This is a genomic window from Escherichia coli DSM 30083 = JCM 1649 = ATCC 11775, from assembly GCF_003697165.2.
GTDB classification, from domain to species: Bacteria; Pseudomonadota; Gammaproteobacteria; order Enterobacterales; family Enterobacteriaceae; genus Escherichia; species Escherichia coli.
In genome coordinates, this window is the sequence record NZ_CP033092.2 from 4176039 (window position 1) to 4195778 (window position 19740).

Sequence of the window (19740 nt, forward strand, 5' to 3'; positions counted from 1 at the left end):
CCTTTGTCACACTCCAGGCACCCCGCCCTGCCATGCTCTACACTTCCCAAACAACACCAGAGAAGGACCCAAAAATGTCGATGATAAAAAGCTATGCCGCAAAAGAAGCGGGCGGCGAACTGGAAGTTTATGAGTACGATCCCGGTGAGCTGAAGCCACAAGATGTTGAAGTGCAGGTGGATTACTGCGGGATTTGTCATTCCGATCTGTCGATGATCGATAACGAATGGGGATTTTCACAATATCCGCTGGTTGCCGGGCATGAGGTGATTGGGCGCGTGGTGGCACTCGGGAGCGCCGCGCAGGATAAAGGTTTGCAGGTCGGTCAGCGTGTCGGGATTGGCTGGACGGCGCGTAGCTGTGGTCACTGCGACGCCTGTATTAGCGGTAATCAGATCAACTGCGAGCAAGGTGCGGTGCCGACGATTATGAATCGCGGTGGCTTTGCCGAGAAGTTGCGTGCGGACTGGCAATGGGTGATTCCACTGCCAGAAAATATTGATATCGAGTCCGCCGGGCCGCTGTTGTGCGGCGGTATCACGGTCTTTAAACCACTGTTGATGCACCATATCACTGCTACCAGCCGCGTTGGGGTAATTGGTATTGGCGGGCTGGGGCATATCGCTATAAAACTTCTGCACGCAATGGGATGCGAGGTGACGGCCTTTAGTTCTAATCCGGCGAAAGAGCAGGAAGTACTGGCGATGGGTGCCGATAAAGTGGTGAATAGCCGCGATCCGCAGGCACTGAAAGCCCTGTCGGGGCAGTTTGATCTCATTATCAATACTGTGAACGTCAGCCTCGACTGGCAGCCTTATTTTGAGGCGCTGACCTATGGCGGTAATTTCCATACGGTCGGTGCGGTTCTCACGCCGCTGTCTGTTCCGGCCTTTACGTTAATTGCGGGCGACCGCAGCATCTCTGGTTCTGCTACCGGCACGCCTTATGAGCTGCGTAAGCTGATGCGTTTTGCCGCCCGCAGCAAGGTTGCGCCGACCACCGAACTGTTCCCGATGTCGAAAATTAACGACGCCATCCAGCATGTACGCGATGGTAAAGCGCGCTACCGCGTGGTCCTGAAAGCCGACTTCTGATCCCTTTGCCGGGTGCCTGTCGCCCGGCACTTAAATCTCTTTGGAAGGCGTCTCGCAATCTGCTGAATTTAGCGGTGAAGAGTGCACAGCCGTTGCCTATACTCCAGGCAGGAAACTGGAGGAAATCTCATGAGCGAACCCCTGTTAATTGCCCGCACGCCGGACACAGAACTGTTTTTACTGCCGGGAATGGCTAACCGTCACGGGCTGATTACTGGCGCAACGGGGACGGGTAAAACCGTTACGCTGCAAAAACTGGCGGAGTCATTGTCGGAAATCGGCGTGCCGGTGTTTATGGCTGATGTGAAAGGCGATCTGACCGGTATCGCGCAGGCAGGAACGGCGTCGGAAAAACTGCTCGCAAGGCTTAAAAATATCGGCGTCAATGACTGGCAACCGCATGCCAATCCGGTGGTGGTGTGGGATATCTTTGGCGAGAAAGGCCATCCGGTGCGGGCGACGGTTTCAGACCTGGGGCCGCTGTTGCTGGCGCGGCTGTTGAATCTCAACGATGTGCAATCTGGCGTGCTGAATATCATCTTCCGCATTGCTGACGATCAGGGGCTGTTACTGCTCGACTTTAAAGATTTGCGGGCGATTACCCAGTACATCGGCAATAACGCCAAATCTTTCCAGAATCAGTACGGTAATATTAGTAGCGCATCGGTTGGTGCCATCCAGCGCGGGCTGTTATCGCTGGAACAGCAAGGCGCAGCACACTTCTTTGGCGAGCCGATGCTGGATATCAAAGACTGGATGCGCACCGATACCAACGGTAAAGGCGTTATCAATATCCTCAGCGCCGAGAAGCTTTATCAGATGCCGAAACTGTACGCCGCCAGCCTGCTGTGGATGCTTTCAGAGTTGTATGAACAATTGCCGGAAGCAGGCGATCTGGAGAAACCAAAACTGGTGTTTTTCTTCGACGAGGCACATCTGCTGTTTAACGATGCACCGCAGGTACTGCTGGATAAGATTGAGCAGGTGATACGGCTTATTCGCTCAAAAGGCGTAGGCGTCTGGTTCGTTTCGCAAAACCCGTCTGATATTCCGGATAATGTGCTCGGGCAGCTCGGTAATCGCGTTCAACACGCTTTGCGTGCTTTTACGCCCAAAGATCAGAAAGCGGTAAAAGCTGCGGCGCAAACCATGCGGGCCAATCCGGCATTTGATACCGAAAAGGCAATCCAGGAACTGGGGACCGGCGAGGCGTTAATCTCGTTTCTTGATGTGAAAGGAAGTCCTTCAGTGGTGGAACGGGCGATGGTGATTGCGCCTTGTTCGCGGATGGGACCGGTGACGGAAGATGAGCGTAATGGCTTGATTAATCACTCTCCGGTGTATGGCAAGTACGAGGATGAGGTGGACCGGGAATCCGCCTATGAGATGTTGCAAAAAGGCGTACAGGCAAGCGTCGAGCAGCAAAATAATCCCCCCGCGAAAGGGAAAGAGGTGGCGGTGGATGACGGCATTCTTGGTGGATTAAAGGATATTTTGTTTGGCACTACCGGACCACGCGGCGGGAAGAAAGATGGTGTGGTGCAAACAATGGCGAAAAGCGCCGCCCGCCAGGTGACGAATCAGATTGTACGCGGGATGTTGGGGAGTTTGCTGGGGGGAAGAAGAAGGTAAGTCAGGTGCGGTCTGTGCCCCTCACCCTAACCCTCTCCCCAAAGGGGCGAGGGGACCGATCGAACTCGTATTTGACTTTATCAACAATGTGAAAGGGAGCTTTCGCTCCCTTGCTTGGTTACGATTTTCTCATTAACAGCCACAGGCTGATTAAGAAGAAGCTGGCGCTTGGCAACAGTGCGCCGATGATCGGCGGGATGCCATAAACCAACGTCAGCGGGCCGAAGATCTGGTCCAGTACGTAGAAGACAAAACCGAAGCTGATACCGGTGACCACACGCACGCCCATCGGTACGCTACGCAGTGGGCCAAAGATGAACGACAGCGCCATCAGCATCATCACCGCCACGGATAGCGGCTGGAAGATTTTGCTCCACATATTGAGCTGATAACGTCCGGCATCCTGACCGCTCGACTTCAGATACTTCACGTAGTTGTGCAAACCGCTGATTGAGAGTGCATCCGGGTCCAGCGCCACCACGCCCAGTTTGTCTGGCGTGAGGTTGGTTTTCCAGGTGCCGCTCACCGTCTGCGAACCGGTAATCTGTTTCGGATTGGTCAAATCAGATTCATCAACCTGCGACAGACGCCAGACTTTATGTTCCGGGTCAAACTTCGCAGTAGCGGCATAGCGTACGGATTGTAGACGACGATTCTCGTTAAAGGCATAAATGCTGATGCCACCTAACTCTTCGTCACCTTTAACCCGCTCAATGTAGACGAAGTTGTTGCCATCTTTCGCCCATAAGCCTTGCTGGGTAGAGAGCAACGAGCCGCCGTACATCGCCTGCGCACGGTAGTTACGCGCCATCTGCTCGCCCTGCGGCGCGACCCATTCACCAATCGCCATCGTCAGCAAGACCAGCGGAATGGCGGTTTTCATCACCGACAGCGCCACCTGCATACGGGTAAAACCAGAAGCCTGCATCACCACCAGTTCGCTGCGCTGCGCCAGCATCCCAAGACCAAGCAACGCCCCAAGCAGAGCCGCCATCGGGAAGAAGATTTGCACATCTTTCGGCACGCTCAGCAAGGTATACATTCCTGCGCCTAACGCGTCGTAACTCCCCTGCCCGGCTTTTTTCAGCTGATCGACAAACTTGATAATGCCGGACAGCGACACCAGCATGAACAGCGTCATCATGATGGTGGTGAAAATAGTTTTACCGATATAGCGGTCAAGTACGCCAAAAGGTTGCATCACACCGCTCCTTTACGCGAAAAACTGGCGCGCAGGCGGCGGACCGGCACAGTGTCCCAAAGGTTGAGAACAATCGCCAAAGCCAGATAAATCAGGTTAACGGTCCACATCCACAGCGTCGGGTCCAGCTTACCTTTACCGCCGTTCGATTTCAGGGAGGTCTGGATCAGGAAGAAAAGTAGATACAGCAGCATGGCTGGCAGCATCGACAGTACGCGTCCCTGACGTGGGTTAACCACGCTCAACGGTACGACCATAAGTGCCATCATAAACACGGTGAATACCAACGTGATACGCCAGTTCAGTTCTGCGCGGGCACGATCGGTGTCAGTGTTCCACAATGTACGCATGTCCATCTGGTCGGTATCGTTCGGGTCGAGCGCCACCGCCTGGTGACCAATGATCGCCTGATAATCCTGGAAGTCCGTAATGCGGAAATCACGTAACAGTGCAGTGCCTTCGAAGCGCGTTCCCTGGTTGAGAGTGACGACCTGGGAGCCGTCGCGCAGCTGGGTTAAATGTCCGGAATCGGCCACCACCACAGAAGGACGTGCATTACCTTTTGGTCGAATTTGCGCGAGGAACACATCTTTGAAATCGCTGCCGTCAACGCTTTCGATGAACAGCACCGAACTGCCATTAGTCGCTTGCTGGAATTGCCCTTGCGCCAGCGCCGCCATGCCAGGGTTCGCTTTCGCTTCTGCTAACACTTCATCCTGATGACGCGATGACCACGGTCCCGCCCACATCACGTTAACCGCCGCGACGATTGCCGTGAATACCGCAAGGATCATTGCCGCTTTCACCAGAACCGCTTTGCTCAGGCCGCAGGCATGCATTACCGTAATTTCACTTTCGGTATACAGTTTGCCCAGCGTCATCAGCAGCCCGAGGAACAGGCTTAATGGCAGGATAAGCTGCGCCATTTCCGGCACGCCCAACCCGAGAAGGGAGAGCACCAGATTCGCCGGAATATCGCCGTCAACCGCTGCGCCGAGGATCCTCACTAACTTTTGACAGAAGAAGATCAAAAGCAAGATGAAGAGTATCGCCAGCTGGCTTTTGAGCGTCTCCCGCACCAGATATCTTATGATTATCACTTTAAATACGCCCGTAAAAACTCGTCTTTTGCAGGATTTTAGCTTGTTTCATGGCTTAAACGTCATTTATTCTCTTGAGTCGTCGAAATCGTCGCTAAGATAATTATACTCAACGGATTCACCTCTCAGATTTTGTTCTGACGTGCCAATGCCGTAATAACGTTAAGATTAACACGAAGTCATCGCAACAGCGGACATGAGTTACGAAAGCTTGCAATTCTATCTGTAGCCACCGCCGTTGTCTTTAAGATTCAGGAGCGTAGTGCATGGAGTTTAGTGTAAAAAGCGGTAGCCCGGAGAAACAGCGGAGTGCCTGCATCGTCGTGGGCGTCTTCGAACCACGTCGCCTTTCTCCGATTGCAGAACAGCTCGATAAAATCAGCGATGGGTACATCAGCGCCCTGCTACGTCGGGGCGAACTGGAAGGAAAACCGGGGCAGACATTGTTGCTGCACCATGTTCCGAATGTACTTTCCGAGCGAATTCTCCTTATTGGTTGCGGCAAAGAACGTGAGCTGGATGAGCGTCAGTACAAGCAGGTTATTCAGAAAACCATTAATACGCTGAATGATACTGGCTCAATGGAAGCGGTCTGCTTTCTGACTGAACTGCACGTTAAAGGCCGTAACAACTACTGGAAAGTGCGTCAGGCTGTCGAGACGGCAAAAGAGACGCTCTACAGTTTCGATCAGCTGAAAACGAACAAGAGCGAACCGCGTCGTCCGCTGCGTAAGATGGTGTTCAACGTGCCGACCCGCCGTGAACTGACCAGCGGTGAGCGCGCGATCCAGCACGGTCTGGCGATTGCCGCCGGGATTAAAGCAGCAAAAGATCTCGGCAATATGCCGCCGAATATCTGTAACGCCGCTTACCTCGCTTCACAAGCGCGCCAGCTGGCTGACAGCTACAGCAAGAATGTCATTACCCGCGTTATCGGCGAACAGCAGATGAAAGAGCTGGGGATGCACTCTTATCTGGCGGTCGGTCAGGGTTCGCAAAACGAATCGCTGATGTCGGTGATTGAGTACAAAGGCAACGCGTCGGAAGATGCACGCCCAATCGTGCTGGTGGGTAAAGGTTTAACCTTCGACTCCGGCGGTATCTCGATCAAGCCTTCAGAAGGCATGGATGAGATGAAGTACGATATGTGCGGCGCGGCGGCGGTTTACGGCGTGATGCGTATGGTCGCGGAGCTACAACTGCCGATTAATGTTATCGGCGTGCTGGCAGGTTGTGAAAACATGCCAGGCGGTCGCGCCTATCGTCCGGGCGATGTGTTAACCACCATGTCTGGTCAAACCGTTGAAGTGCTCAACACCGACGCTGAAGGCCGCCTGGTACTGTGCGACGTGTTAACTTACGTTGAGCGTTTTGAGCCGGAAGCGGTGATTGACGTGGCGACGCTGACCGGTGCCTGCGTGATCGCGCTGGGTCATCACATTACTGGTCTGATGGCGAACCACAATCCGCTGGCCCATGAACTGATTGCCGCGTCTGAACAATCCGGTGACCGCGCATGGCGCTTACCGCTGGGTGACGAGTATCAGGAACAACTGGAGTCCAATTTTGCCGATATGGCGAACATTGGCGGTCGTCCTGGTGGGGCGATTACCGCAGGTTGCTTCCTGTCGCGCTTTACCCGTAAGTACAACTGGGCGCACCTGGATATCGCCGGAACCGCCTGGCGTTCTGGTAAAGCAAAAGGCGCAACCGGTCGTCCGGTAGCGTTGCTGGCACAGTTCCTGTTGAACCGCGCTGGGTTTAACGGCGAAGAGTAATTGCGTCAGGCAAGGCTGTTATTGCCGGATGCGGCGTGAACGCCTTATCCGACCTACACAGCACTGAACTCGTAGGCCTGATAAGACGCGCAAGCGTCGCATCAGGCAATGCTGTTATTGTCGGATGCGGCATGAACGCCTTATCCGACCTACACAGCACCGAACTCGTAGGCCTGATAAGACGCGGCAGCGTCGCATCAGGCAATGCTGTTATTGTCGGATGCGGCGTGAGCGCCTTATCCGACCTACACACAGCACTGAACTCGTAGGCCTGATAAGACACAACAGCGTCGCATCAGGCGCTGCGGTGTATACCTGATGCGTATTTAAATCCACCACAAGAAGCCCCATATATGAAAAACGCGACGTTCTACCTTCTGGACAATGACACCACCGTCGATGGCTTAAGCGCCGTTGAGCAACTGGTGTGTGAAATTGCCGCAGAACGTTGGCGCAGCGGTAAGCGCGTGCTCATCGCCTGTGAAGATGAAAAGCAGGCTTACCGGCTGGATGAAGCCCTGTGGGCGCGTCCGGCAGAAAGCTTTGTTCCGCATAATTTAGCGGGAGAAGGACCGCGCGGCGGTGCGCCGGTGGAGATCGCCTGGCCGCAAAAACGCAGCAGCAGCCCGCGCGATATATTGATTAGTCTGCGAACAAGCTTTGCAGATTTTGCCACCGCTTTCACAGAAGTGGTAGACTTCGTTCCTTATGAAGATTCTCTGAAACAACTGGCGCGCGAACGCTATAAAGCCTACCGCGTGGCTGGTTTCAACCTGAATACGGCAACCTGGAAATAATGGAAAAGACATATAACCCACAAGATATCGAACAGCCGCTTTACGAGCACTGGGAAAAGCAGGGCTACTTTAAGCCTAATGGCGATGAAAGCCAGGAAAGTTTCTGCATCATGATCCCGCCGCCGAACGTCACCGGCAGTTTGCATATGGGTCACGCCTTCCAGCAAACCATCATGGATACCATGATCCGCTATCAGCGCATGCAGGGCAAAAACACCCTGTGGCAGGTCGGTACTGACCACGCCGGGATCGCTACCCAGATGGTCGTTGAGCGCAAGATTGCCGCAGAAGAAGGTAAAACCCGTCACGACTACGGCCGCGAAGCTTTCATCGACAAAATTTGGGAATGGAAAGCGGAATCCGGCGGCACCATTACCCGTCAGATGCGCCGTCTCGGCAACTCCGTGGACTGGGAGCGTGAACGCTTCACGATGGACGAAGGCCTGTCCAATGCGGTGAAAGAAGTTTTCGTTCGTCTGTATAAAGAAGACCTGATTTACCGTGGCAAACGCCTGGTAAACTGGGACCCGAAACTGCGCACCGCTATCTCTGACCTGGAAGTGGAAAACCGCGAATCGAAAGGTTCGATGTGGCACATCCGCTATCCGCTGGCTGACGGTGCGAAAACCGCAGACGGTAAAGATTACCTGGTGGTTGCGACTACCCGTCCGGAAACCCTGCTGGGCGATACCGGTGTAGCCGTTAACCCGGAAGATCCGCGTTACAAAGACCTGATTGGCAAATATGTCATTCTACCGCTGGTTAACCGTCGTATTCCGATCGTTGGCGACGAACACGCCGACATGGAAAAAGGCACCGGCTGCGTGAAGATCACCCCGGCGCACGACTTTAACGACTATGAAGTCGGTAAACGTCACGCCCTGCCGATGATCAACATCCTGACCTTTGACGGCGATATCCGTGAAAGCGCCCAGGTGTTCGATACCAAAGGTAACGAATCTGACGTTTATTCCAGCGAGATCCCGGCAGAATTCCAGAAACTGGAGCGTTTTGCCGCACGTAAAGCAGTCGTTGCTGCGGTTGACGCACTCGGCCTGCTGGAAGAAATTAAACCGCACGACCTGACCGTTCCTTACGGCGACCGTGGCGGCGTAGTTATCGAACCAATGCTGACCGACCAGTGGTACGTGCGTGCCGATGTACTGGCGAAACCGGCGGTTGAAGCGGTTGAGAACGGCGACATTCAGTTCGTACCGAAGCAGTACGAAAACATGTATTTCTCCTGGATGCGCGATATTCAGGACTGGTGTATCTCTCGTCAGCTGTGGTGGGGTCACCGTATCCCGGCATGGTATGACGAAGCGGGTAATGTTTATGTTGGCCGCAACGAAGAAGAAGTGCGCAAGGAAAATAACCTCGGTGCCGACGTTGCCCTGCGTCAGGACGAAGACGTTCTCGACACCTGGTTCTCTTCTGCGCTGTGGACCTTCTCTACCCTTGGCTGGCCGGAAAACACCGACGCCCTGCGTCAGTTCCACCCAACCAGCGTGATGGTATCCGGCTTCGACATCATCTTCTTCTGGATTGCCCGCATGATCATGATGACCATGCACTTCATCAAAGATGAAAATGGCAAACCGCAGGTGCCGTTCCACACTGTTTACATGACCGGTCTGATTCGTGACGACGAAGGCCAGAAAATGTCCAAATCCAAGGGTAACGTTATCGACCCGCTGGATATGGTTGACGGTATTTCGCTGCCAGAACTGCTGGAAAAACGTACCGGCAATATGATGCAGCCGCAGCTGGCGGACAAAATCCGTAAGCGCACCGAGAAACAGTTCCCGAACGGCATTGAGCCGCACGGCACCGATGCCCTGCGCTTCACCCTGGCGGCGCTGGCGTCTACCGGTCGTGACATCAACTGGGATATGAAGCGCCTGGAAGGTTACCGTAACTTCTGTAACAAGCTGTGGAACGCCAGCCGCTTTGTGCTGATGAACACAGAAGGTCAGGATTGCGGCTTTAACGGCGGCGAAATGACACTGTCGCTGGCGGACCGCTGGATTCTGGCAGAGTTCAACCAGACCATCAAAGCGTACCGCGAAGCGCTGGACAGCTTCCGCTTCGATATCGCTGCAGGCATTCTGTATGAGTTCACCTGGAACCAGTTCTGTGACTGGTATCTGGAGCTGACCAAGCCGGTAATGAACGGTGGCACCGAAGCCGAACTGCGCGGTACTCGCCATACGCTGGTGACTGTACTGGAAGGTCTGCTGCGCCTCGCGCATCCGATCATTCCGTTCATCACCGAAACCATCTGGCAGCGTGTGAAAGTACTTTGCGGTATCACTGCCGACACCATCATGCTGCAGCCGTTCCCGCAGTACGATGCATCTCAGGTTGATGAAGCCGCACTGGCCGACACCGAATGGCTGAAACAGGCGATCGTTGCGGTACGTAACATCCGTGCAGAAATGAACATCGCGCCGGGCAAACCGCTGGAGCTGCTGCTGCGTGGTTGCAGCGCGGATGCAGAACGTCGCATAAATGAAAACCGTGGCTTCCTGCAAACCCTGGCGCGTCTGGAAAGCATCACCGTGCTGCCTGCCGATGACAAAGGTCCGGTTTCCGTTACGAAGATCATCGACGGCGCAGAGCTGCTGATCCCGATGGCTGGCCTCATCAACAAAGAAGATGAGCTGGCGCGTCTGGCGAAAGAAGTGGCGAAGATCGAAGGCGAAATCAGCCGTATCGAGAACAAGCTGGCGAATGAAGGCTTTGTCGCCCGCGCACCGGAAGCGGTCATCGCGAAAGAGCGTGAGAAGCTGGAAGGCTATGCGGAAGCGAAAGCGAAGCTGATTGAACAGCAGGCTGTTATCGCCGCGCTGTAATCAACACCGTGATGAAAACGAAGGCCGGAGAATGCTCCGGCCTTTTTTATCTCTTACAGAAATGGTAAAGAAGGCATAATTCCCCGTGAAATACTGGCTAAGAAGCCTTTATCTGGTTGTTCTTCTTTATTGATTAAAGGAAGGTCATCCAAATCGCCCAGCAAATACGTATTTTTTGCCTGCCAGTCAATCATCCATATTTTCAGCAGTGGATAAGCCAGACCGCCCGTAATCCCGGATATCACTACCAACGCACACATGCGATAAAGCATACCGTGGTAAGTTAAAGTTGAGCGAAAACGAATACGCCCATCATTCAGTGACAGGTTGCTCATAAAATGATTTCGCAACGACACCGTTAAATAACTGGTGCTAACAGCAATCCCAAAATAATAGATTAACTGCGCGATTATCATTTTACGTTGCATTTCCATAAATTGCTGTAAATTCTCAATATCATCATTTGCATACACAAAACTATCATACGCATTTAATATTTGATCGAAGATAATATAACCAGCAACAGCGAGAAAAGGTAATAAAGCTAAAAATGCGAGAATGGCATATTTTATACAATACGTAGTATCTAATTTCACCTTGAAACGATGTATACCGAAACTGGTATTGCTCCAGAGAAAACTCATTACCAGACTATATAAAGTACCATTAAAAATACCAATGGAAACAATACCAACTATTGCCATCAGAACCACAGATATAATAACACTACTTGAACTATTGGCATGTAGCATCTTTGTCGAGATAAAGAAAACAGTCCCCATCCCAATGGCCATTAAAATCGGCAAGAAAAAGGTTACCCACCAGAACCCTTTCAAAGAGCAATTAAAACTAAATCTTACGCCGTTGAGACTGGTCATCAAGGCCTGATAACGCAGTCCTTTTGCTGCCATAAATATAAGCAAAACCAACAGTGACAAAGTCAAAACACAGCCAACAAGCGGCATATCTGCTGACACTGTCATTAAGATTGCGAAATAGAAAAAAACAAAAACAAGACAACTAACAAAAACATTCCCACCGGTAATTCCATAAGAAAATCGTTGTCCGTTAACTTCCATATTAGCATAGAGATAACGCTTACATTTCATTAATGCCCATGGTAAATAGATACCTAGCGTTATAATCGTTAACAACACATTCACCACACAAATAAGAAAATATCTCTCACCTGTGCCATGAAAAACAAACGAATGGGACGGAACATCCATTTCATTAATAACTTGAGCCATAAAAATTCCCTGAATTAAAAAATCCATTGATATAATTTATAGATACAGACAGTAAAATGTTCTGCCACGTTACAATACTCTTATCAGTAATAGGCTGGCAAAAACTTTATTACTTTATAAGTCGCTTGCGCACGTAAGAAGAGAGTGGTATTAAACAAATGTATAATTACTTTATTTTTATTGGGTTAAACTATGAATAACATTGCGCCGCAATCACCTGTAATGCGTCGCCTGACGCAGCAGGATAATCCCGCTATCGCCCGCGTCATTCGTCAGGTATCCGCCGAATACGGTCTTACCGCTGATAAAGGCTACACCGTCGCCGATCCGAACCTTGACGAGTTGTATCAAGTGTATAGTCAGCCTGGCCATGCATATTGGGTGGTTGAGTTCGATGGTGAAGTGGTCGGCGGCGGTGGGATTGCGCCATTAGCAGGTAGTGAATCGGACATTTGCGAACTGCAAAAGATGTATTTTCTTCCGGCTATTCGCGGTAAAGGGCTGGCGAAAAAACTGGCCTTAATGGCGATGGAGCAGGCACGAGAGATGGGCTTCAAACGCTGCTATCTGGAAACGACCGCTTTTTTAAAGGAAGCCATTGCGCTTTATGAGCATTTGGGCTTTGAGCATATCGACTATGCGCTTGGCTGCACGGGCCATGTCGATTGTGAAGTGCGGATGCTACGCGAACTCTAAAAAAATGCCCGCTAGTGTGTGCTATCGGGCATTTTAATCAATTAATTAGTGGCGAACCCCGTCATCGTCTTCATCGACAAAATCTTCATCGTCGCCGTCTTCGCCGTTAGGATCTTCAAAGTAAGTGCCCCAACCGTCGTACTCAACGTCAAATTTCTCCGCCAGCGTCATCAGTTGTTCAACCTGGGCATCGATCAGATCGGCATTCAACGCGCACTCGCTGAGGATGTCGCAGCAAATCACGATATCACCATCTTCAACTTCCAGCTCTTCTGGATCGGTCACTTCATAACCAAGTTTAAACGCTTCAACTGCTGCTTTTTCCAGGGTTTCCAGATCGTCTGCGGAAAGATGGTGTTCGATGGTGTACAGCGCGTCCGGATCGCTGCCATCTTCCAGTAATTCTTCAATAATCAAACGTGTTTCTTCACGCTGTTCTTCCAGTTGTTCCGGGTTTGCCATGGCTCATTCCTCTTAATGTCCTGCCGATACTCTTATTGTCACACACCACTGACATTGCCTCCACCTTTGTGACAAAGATTTATGCTTTAGACTTGCAAATGAATAACCATCCATATAAATTGAATTTTAATTCATTGAGGCGTTAGCCACAGGAGGGATCTATGTCTGGGTTTTATCATAAGCATTTCCTGAAATTACTCGATTTCACGCCAGCTGAACTCAACAGCCTGCTGCAGTTAGCCGCGAAGCTGAAAGCCGATAAGAAAAGTGGTAAAGAAGAAGCCAAACTCACTGGTAAAAACATCGCGCTCATCTTCGAAAAAGACTCGACTCGTACCCGATGCTCTTTCGAAGTTGCCGCATATGACCAGGGTGCTCGCGTTACTTATCTCGGCCCAAGCGGCAGCCAGATTGGTCATAAAGAGTCGATTAAAGACACTGCCCGCGTGCTTGGTCGCATGTATGACGGTATTCAGTATCGCGGCTATGGTCAGGAGATTGTCGAAACACTGGCGGAATACGCTGGCGTGCCAGTATGGAACGGCCTGACCAATGAGTTCCACCCCACCCAGCTGCTGGCGGATCTTCTCACCATGCAAGAGCATTTGCCCGGTAAAACATTCAACGAAATGACGCTGGTCTATGCAGGTGACGCACGTAACAACATGGGAAACTCGATGCTTGAAGCTGCGGCGCTTACCGGTCTGGATTTGCGTCTGGTCGCGCCAAAGGCATGCTGGCCGGAAGCTGCGCTGGTTACGGAATGCCGCGCCCTGGCACAGCAAAATGGCGGGGATATTACGCTGACGGAAGATGTAGCCAAAGGAGTTGAAGGTGCTGACTTTATCTATACCGATGTATGGGTGTCGATGGGTGAAGCAAAAGAGAAATGGGCGGAACGGATTGCATTGCTGCGTGATTATCAGGTGAACAGCAAGATGATGCAGTTGACTGGTAACCCGGAGGTCAAATTCCTCCACTGCCTGCCCGCGTTTCATGACGACCAAACGACGCTTGGTAAGAAAATGGCGGAAGAATTTGGCCTACATGGCGGAATGGAAGTGACTGATGAGGTCTTCGAATCTGCCGCCAGCATTGTTTTTGATCAGGCGGAAAACCGTATGCATACCATCAAAGCGGTGATGGTCGCGACGCTCAGTAAATAATTGATATCGCTATAAAGATGCCGGGAAATACAAAACTATCCCGGCATCACATTATTTTATGTAGTAATAGTTCTATTCTACCACCCAAATTTTTCTATTACTATACGTAAATCTTCCGGAGGATTTAATTTTCCCAACTGTTCATTATTAATATATTCATATATTCATATATATTGATTTTGCCATTCCGGAGGATTTTCATCATTCTTGTTCTAATTTTTAATTCATTACCCATCTTTTCTTCAAAAATCTTAATGACATAACCCGGATGTTTTTTTACAATTTCATTTGTTTTTTCTTCATTACCATAAACATATCCTAACTCATTAAGATACAGCTGTTCGCCCTCATACTTCTTAAGTAATTGATAGAAGTACCACTTCGCAAAATCAGGTTGCCTCATGAAAAAATCCTTCAAAAAAATATCATTTACTAAAATGCTGACAGGCACTTCATTAAATAGCAACTTAACATCATCAAATAACCTTAGTATTAAGCGTGATTTTTCTTGATTGCTTAAGTTAAAATCATTGACATACGCAACCAACTTATCCCAAATCAATTCCTGTAATTTACGGCTATTTTCATAGGGTTCTTTATCGAGATTAAAAAATAAGGTCTCAGCTATTTTAATTTTAGATTGATCGCAGCTAAAATCTTTAGATTGATCGCGACTAAAATCAATATGATTTATCACAGAGCATGCATACTTTATCTTTTCAGAATCACCAAAATATTGCATGCTTTTATTAAAACACCAATCCAGCATTCTTACATCATTAATATATGGGGATTTTAAAAAAGTCTCCAGAATCGAACCGATAACCGGTGTAAGGTTAACTTTCGCATCATCTAAGGAATCAATAAGAATATGAGACAGGTTAACTTTGATGTCATTAATTTCATTGTCAGTAGCTTTCTTATTATTAATAAGATAATTATTTAAGGCGTTAAGGGCATCTATTTCTTTCAGTGTCCATTTTTCACCAAGTAAGTATGAAATCGATTCATTACACATATAAGGCATTAATAGCAGATGTTCTTTCCTTATTGCTAATAATGCATTGTTCAATGGTTTTTCTAATAAATCCGTAATCGTAGAATCAACTGAGTTTTTACAACTCACCTGCGAGTAATTTAAGTCATGAGGATTATTTAACTCCTGCGGAATATTTAATAGACGAGCTATTTCCTTGTTAGCTTCGCGTTGGTAACACGCCAGAACCTTGTTAGTAATCAGGTGTAATGAACTATCATCTTTTCTTTCAAAAGACTTACCTTCATAACGAAAACTCAAAAAATCAGATTGTGGAAATATAATGGCTGTATGTCCTTGACGAGTCCCCATAGTAGTGGTAGTAGAAAGTGAAATTTCTATAATCACCTTAGATGAATCCGCACGCTCACCTTCAGGATTATTCATAACAAAATTCATTATTTCACTGCCATCATTATTTTTGATATAAGATGAGGACTCAATATGAGCCATCATATTTCTACCCGCTTCGTTGGAGCGTTTGCTAAAATCCACATAACCCAGGGTAAATATTTTTGCCAAAAACTCCAAAAATGCTCTGGGAGAAAGAATATTCCTTCTGCTATCCTGCCCCCCGGCAATACGGGCAAAATCATTCATTCCAACACGCCAGGTATTTAAAACTTCACTTTTTTGTTTAAAATTGTCGGCTAATGTAATGTGTTGAGAATAATTCAAATCTGATATTTTGCTCATGACGGACTCCTTGAGTTAATAAGAACGTCTAAGCATTACAAATTCTACTCACAAAAAAATATCAAAAAACGCTCTTTTCATAAGCTCGCCGTAAACCTGGAGTTATTTACGGCGAAAAGTCATCACGCCATCAGCATCTTCACTACTGCTTTGCGAACCTGGGCTGGTGCGCCCACTGCGCACAGCGGTTTATGCACTTCCCCCGGATAAAACACAACAAAATCACCTTCATTTAGGATAACTGTTTTCTCATCAACGCCTTCCGGCAAAAATGCGATGTCTTTATCTGCTAACCAGTCGGTCTCCGGCGTACCTGCAGGTTGCGTGCTGAAGGTCATGCCTTCCTGACCTTTTAACACAATCTGAATGTCGAGATAGCGGGCATGGTACTCCGCACGGCGAGCTTCGTACGGCTCGGTCATATCTTCCGAGATAAGATAAAACAGACGATTGCCTTCGATATCGTGCTTGCCCTTTGGCGTTTCTGCCGTAACGTGTGCTTTGATATGCTCAATCGCCTGGCGTAACTCCTGGGGTAGCCACGGCTGAAGATTATGAATATTTCCGATGATCATCTTTTCCACTCCTTAATTAAAACAATGTTTCATTTCTATCGTTATACGAAAAGATGATCAATTCCGCCAGCCTTAACGCGTGAATTATTGTCTTATCACAACTTATCGGCAGGCGCGTTCCCGCCTTTCGGGTCAAGGCCAGCATCACTCCTTGAGAATAGTTTTTATCGCTTCCCCCGCCAGTGCAGCTGTTGCACAGAGTTGTTCGATGGAGTGCCCCTCCCGTGCCTTCGCAGAAAGCCCTGACATCACGGTACTCATAAAATCAGTCACACATTGTGCGCTTTGTGGATGCCGCCTGGCGATATAGTCATAAATGGTCGTTTCTGCGGCGTGATAATATTGAACGGCAATATCACGCGCTTGTGGATCATGACTATGAATACCTTCAAGAACCATACAGCCAGCGCAGCCGCCGTTTTGGCTATATCTGCGCGCCGCTTCTTTTAATACCTCAACCAGGCACTCGCCTACCGGACGATCATCACGAAGAATATCGGCAAGCGGAATAGCTTCCGTACCGACATATTCATTGAGTACACGGCTAAATAACCCAGCCTTACTGCCAAAAGCCGCGTAGAGGCTCGGGGGGTTAATACCAAGATAATCAGTAACTTCAGCAACACTGACAGCATCGAAACCTTTTTGGTGAAAAAGCACTTTTGCCGCAGAGACTGCCTGCTCAGGAGCGAAACGTCTGGGACGACCTGGAACGCGAGATTGTTTTTTAGTGACCATTACAAAACTTGTTGACAGAAAGTTAAAACAGTTTTGTAATGCATGTTACATAATAAATCAAGGAGTCCTTATGGGCGCTTTTACAGGTAAGACAGTTCTCATCCTCGGTGGTAGCCGTGGAATCGGTGCCGCTATCGTACGTCGTTTCGTCACCGATGGGGCCAATGTACGATTCACCTATGCGGGGTCGAAAGATGCCGCTGAACGCCTGGCACAAGAGACTGGAGCAACAGCAGTATTCACAGATAGTGCTGACAGAGACGCTGTTATTGATGTCGTTCGTAAGAGCGGCGCATTGGATATCCTGGTGGTAAATGCAGGTATTGGCGTCTTTGGCGATGCCCTGGAATTAAATGCCGACGATATTGATCGCCTTTTCAAAATCAATATTCATGCTCCTTACCATGCCTCTGTTGAAGCCGCCCGGCAGATGCCCGAAGGCGGGCGCATCTTAATCATCGGCTCCGTGAATGGCGATCGTATGCCTGTTGCAGGCATGGCTGCTTATGCCGCCAGTAAATCTGCCCTACAAGGCATGTCGCGCGGGCTGGCCCGTGATTTTGGACCGCGTGGGATCACCATCAACGTCGTCCAGCCAGGGCCAATTGATACCGACGCTAATCCCGCCAACGGGCCAATGCGCGATATGTTGCATGGTTTTATGGCTATCAAAAGACATGGGCAACCGGAAGAGGTCGCTGGTATGGTCGCATGGTTAGCAGGGCCAGAAGCCAGTTTTGTTACCGGCGCGATGCATACCATTGATGGCGCGTTTGGCGCATAACCGACTACGCTCAATTAAGCCCAGCCATTATCCATGATGTCTGGGTTTTGTTTACTCACGTCGTCCGCTAAAAGCGGCTCCCGGTAAAGAGAAATCTTCTGTTCATGTCGTAAATCTTGAGGATAACCAAATGGTAGAAAGAACCGCTGTTTTCCCTGCTGGCCGACATTCACTGTATGCTGAGCATCGTTATTCTGCGGCTATTCGTTCCTGCGATTTGCTGTTTGTTTCCGGGCAAGTAGGAAGTCGAGAGGACGGAACACCAGAACCCGATTTTCAGCAACAAGTCAGACTGGCATTTGATAATTTGCATGCGACCCTGGCTGCTGCGGGATGCACTTTTGACGATATCATTGATGTTACGAGCTTCCATACCGATCCAGAAAACCAATTTGAAGACATCATGACGGTGAAAAATGAAATATTTAGCGCCCCACCTTATCCAAACTGGACGGCGGTGGGTGTTACATGGCTGGCAGGCTTTGATTTTGAAATTAAAGTGATAGCGCGCATCCCTGAGCAGTAAGCAATAGTGTTAGCCGTTCGCTTTCACACTCCGCCCTATAAGTCGGATGAATGGAATAAAATGCATATCTGATTGCGTGAAAGTGAAAAAGGAAAAAGCAGGGAATGTCTGCAATTATTGATACCGAAGGACAGTTCCCCTGCAGAATCACATCAAATAAAAATGCATATACTTTGACTTTTAATTCAAATAAACCGTTTGCGCTGACAAAATATTGCATCAAATGCTTGCGCCGCTTCTGACGATGAGTATAATGCCGGACAATTTGCCGGGAGGATGTATGGTTCAGTGTGTTCGACATTTTGTCTTACCGCGTCTGAAAAAAGACGCTGGCCTGCCGTTTTTCTTCCCGTTGATCACCCATTCCCAGCCCCTCAATCGAGGGGCTTTTTTTTGCCCAGGCGTCAGGAGATAAAAGATGGCTAATCCGCTATATCAGAAACATATCATTTCCATAAACGACCTTAGTCGCGATGACCTTAATCTGGTGCTGGCGACAGCGGCGAAACTGAAAGCAAACCCGCAACCAGAGCTGTTGAAGCACAAAGTCATTGCCAGCTGTTTCTTCGAAGCCTCTACCCGTACCCGCCTCTCTTTCGAAACTTCCATGCACCGCCTGGGTGCCAGCGTGGTGGGCTTCTCCGACAGCGCCAATACATCACTGGGTAAAAAGGGCGAAACGCTGGCCGATACCATTTCGGTTATCAGCACTTACGTCGATGCGATAGTGATGCGTCATCCGCAGGAAGGTGCGGCGCGCCTGGCCACCGAGTTTTCCGGCAATGTACCGGTACTGAATGCCGGTGATGGCTCCAACCAACATCCGACGCAAACCTTGCTGGACTTATTCACTATTCAGGAAACCCAGGGGCGTCTGGACAATCTCCACGTCGCAATGGTTGGTGACCTGAAATATGGCCGCACCGTTCACTCCCTGACTCAGGCGTTAGCGAAGTTCGACGGCAACCGTTTTTACTTCATCGCGCCGGACGCGCTGGCAATGCCGCAATACATTCTGGATATGCTCGATGAAAAAGGGATCGCATGGAGTCTGCACAGCTCTATTGAAGAAGTGATGGCGGAAGTAGACATCCTGTACATGACCCGCGTGCAAAAAGAGCGTCTGGACCCGTCCGAGTACGCCAACGTGAAAGCGCAGTTTGTTCTTCGCGCCAGCGATCTCCACAACGCCAAAGCCAATATGAAAGTGCTGCATCCGCTGCCGCGTGTTGATGAGATTGCCACCGATGTGGATAAAACGCCACACGCCTGGTACTTCCAGCAGGCAGGCAACGGGATTTTCGCTCGCCAGGCGTTACTGGCACTGGTTCTGAATCGCGATCTGGTACTGTAA

At 49.7% G+C, this 19740-nt stretch carries 18 protein-coding genes and 1 pseudogene; 11 read left to right on the forward strand and 8 right to left on the reverse strand.

The window, feature by feature from the left end; genetic code table 11:
* Positions 1-74: 74 nt before the first annotated feature.
* On the forward strand, positions 75-1094 hold the full coding sequence (gene ahr / locus EAS44_RS21530; protein ID WP_001299662.1) for an NADPH-dependent aldehyde reductase Ahr: 1020 nt from the start codon (positions 75-77) through the stop codon (positions 1092-1094).
* Positions 1095-1223: 129 nt separating this feature from the next.
* Positions 1224-2726: a helicase HerA-like C-terminal domain-containing protein gene (yjgR, locus tag EAS44_RS21535; protein WP_001514408.1), complete on the forward strand. Its 1503-nt coding sequence runs from the start codon at positions 1224-1226 to the stop codon at positions 2724-2726.
* Between the two features lie 118 nt (positions 2727-2844).
* Here the strand turns inward: yjgR and lptG are convergent, their stop codons facing one another.
* From lptG to ytgA, 3 genes are all read right to left on the reverse strand, one after another.
* On the reverse strand, positions 2845-3927 hold the full coding sequence (gene lptG / locus EAS44_RS21540; RefSeq protein ID WP_001295681.1) for an LPS export ABC transporter permease LptG: 1083 nt from the start codon (positions 3925-3927) through the stop codon (positions 2845-2847).
* On the reverse strand, positions 3927-5027 hold the full coding sequence (gene lptF / locus EAS44_RS21545; RefSeq protein WP_000584114.1) for an LPS export ABC transporter permease LptF: 1101 nt from the start codon (positions 5025-5027) through the stop codon (positions 3927-3929). The genes lptG and lptF overlap by 1 nt, the downstream gene beginning before the upstream one ends.
* 62 nt (positions 5028-5089) lie before the next feature.
* Positions 5090-5140, reverse strand: coding sequence for a protein YtgA (gene ytgA / locus EAS44_RS25430; protein WP_211180521.1), 51 nt, complete (start codon positions 5138-5140; stop codon positions 5090-5092).
* 153 nt (positions 5141-5293) lie between these two features.
* Here ytgA and pepA point away from each other — a divergent pair, with 153 nt between their 5' ends.
* The 3 genes from pepA (at position 5294) to valS (ending at position 10457) form a co-directional block, all read left to right on the forward strand.
* Positions 5294-6805 carry a leucyl aminopeptidase gene (gene pepA, locus EAS44_RS21550; RefSeq protein WP_000397144.1) on the forward strand — a complete coding sequence of 504 codons (1512 nt, stop codon included), beginning with the start codon at positions 5294-5296 and terminating at the stop codon, positions 6803-6805.
* Between the two features lie 353 nt (positions 6806-7158).
* Positions 7159-7602, forward strand: a complete 444-nt coding sequence (gene holC, locus EAS44_RS21555) for a DNA polymerase III subunit chi (protein ID WP_000786399.1) — start codon at positions 7159-7161, stop codon at positions 7600-7602.
* Positions 7602-10457 carry a valine--tRNA ligase gene (valS, locus tag EAS44_RS21560; protein ID WP_000416401.1) on the forward strand — a complete coding sequence of 952 codons (2856 nt, stop codon included), beginning with the start codon at positions 7602-7604 and terminating at the stop codon, positions 10455-10457. The genes holC and valS overlap by 1 nt, the downstream gene beginning before the upstream one ends.
* Before the next feature lie 53 nt (positions 10458-10510).
* Here valS and yjgN read toward each other — a convergent pair whose 3' ends face one another.
* Positions 10511-11707: a YjgN family protein gene (gene yjgN / locus EAS44_RS21565; protein WP_000079658.1), complete on the reverse strand. Its 1197-nt coding sequence runs from the start codon at positions 11705-11707 to the stop codon at positions 10511-10513.
* Between the two features lie 192 nt (positions 11708-11899).
* Between yjgN and yjgM the strand changes: the two genes are divergently transcribed.
* The gene (gene yjgM, locus EAS44_RS21570) at positions 11900-12403 is read left to right on the forward strand and encodes a GNAT family N-acetyltransferase (protein ID WP_001059412.1); all 504 of its coding nucleotides are present in this window, start codon (positions 11900-11902) and stop codon (positions 12401-12403) included.
* Positions 12404-12448: 45 nt separating this feature from the next.
* Here yjgM and rraB read toward each other — a convergent pair whose 3' ends face one another.
* Positions 12449-12865 carry a ribonuclease E inhibitor RraB gene (gene rraB / locus EAS44_RS21575; RefSeq protein ID WP_000002953.1) on the reverse strand — a complete coding sequence of 139 codons (417 nt, stop codon included), beginning with the start codon at positions 12863-12865 and terminating at the stop codon, positions 12449-12451.
* 161 nt (positions 12866-13026) lie between these two features.
* On the opposite strand from rraB, the gene argF reads away from it, so the two are divergent.
* Positions 13027-14031: an ornithine carbamoyltransferase gene (gene argF, locus EAS44_RS21580; protein WP_000012926.1), complete on the forward strand. Its 1005-nt coding sequence runs from the start codon at positions 13027-13029 to the stop codon at positions 14029-14031.
* Positions 14032-14108: 77 nt separating this feature from the next.
* Here the strand turns inward: argF and EAS44_RS21585 are convergent.
* From EAS44_RS21585 to bdcR, 3 genes and pseudogenes are all read right to left on the reverse strand, one after another.
* Positions 14109-15763, reverse strand: a pseudogene (locus tag EAS44_RS21585) (DNA-binding protein).
* 122 nt (positions 15764-15885) lie between these two features.
* Positions 15886-16338: a toxin-antitoxin biofilm protein TabA gene (tabA, locus tag EAS44_RS21590; protein ID WP_000583471.1), complete on the reverse strand. Its 453-nt coding sequence runs from the start codon at positions 16336-16338 to the stop codon at positions 15886-15888.
* Between the two features lie 144 nt (positions 16339-16482).
* Complete coding sequence (gene bdcR, locus EAS44_RS21595) at positions 16483-17076, reverse strand: TetR/AcrR family transcriptional regulator (RefSeq protein WP_000256672.1); 594 nt, start codon at positions 17074-17076, stop codon at positions 16483-16485.
* Between the two features lie 70 nt (positions 17077-17146).
* Here bdcR and bdcA point away from each other — a divergent pair, with 70 nt between their 5' ends.
* From bdcA to pyrB, 4 genes are all read left to right on the forward strand, one after another.
* Positions 17147-17860 (forward strand): SDR family oxidoreductase, encoded by a 714-nt coding sequence (gene bdcA / locus EAS44_RS21600; RefSeq protein ID WP_000500716.1) that lies wholly within the window; start codon positions 17147-17149, stop codon positions 17858-17860.
* Between the two features lie 130 nt (positions 17861-17990).
* Positions 17991-18386 carry a RidA family protein gene (yjgH, locus tag EAS44_RS21605; protein WP_000230264.1) on the forward strand — a complete coding sequence of 132 codons (396 nt, stop codon included), beginning with the start codon at positions 17991-17993 and terminating at the stop codon, positions 18384-18386.
* A 280-nt stretch (positions 18387-18666) separates the two neighbouring features.
* Positions 18667-18801 carry a pyr operon leader peptide gene (pyrL, locus tag EAS44_RS21610; RefSeq protein ID WP_001296693.1) on the forward strand — a complete coding sequence of 45 codons (135 nt, stop codon included), beginning with the start codon at positions 18667-18669 and terminating at the stop codon, positions 18799-18801.
* 3 nt (positions 18802-18804) lie between these two features.
* Complete coding sequence (pyrB, locus tag EAS44_RS21615; protein WP_000013046.1) at positions 18805-19740, forward strand: aspartate carbamoyltransferase; 936 nt, start codon at positions 18805-18807, stop codon at positions 19738-19740.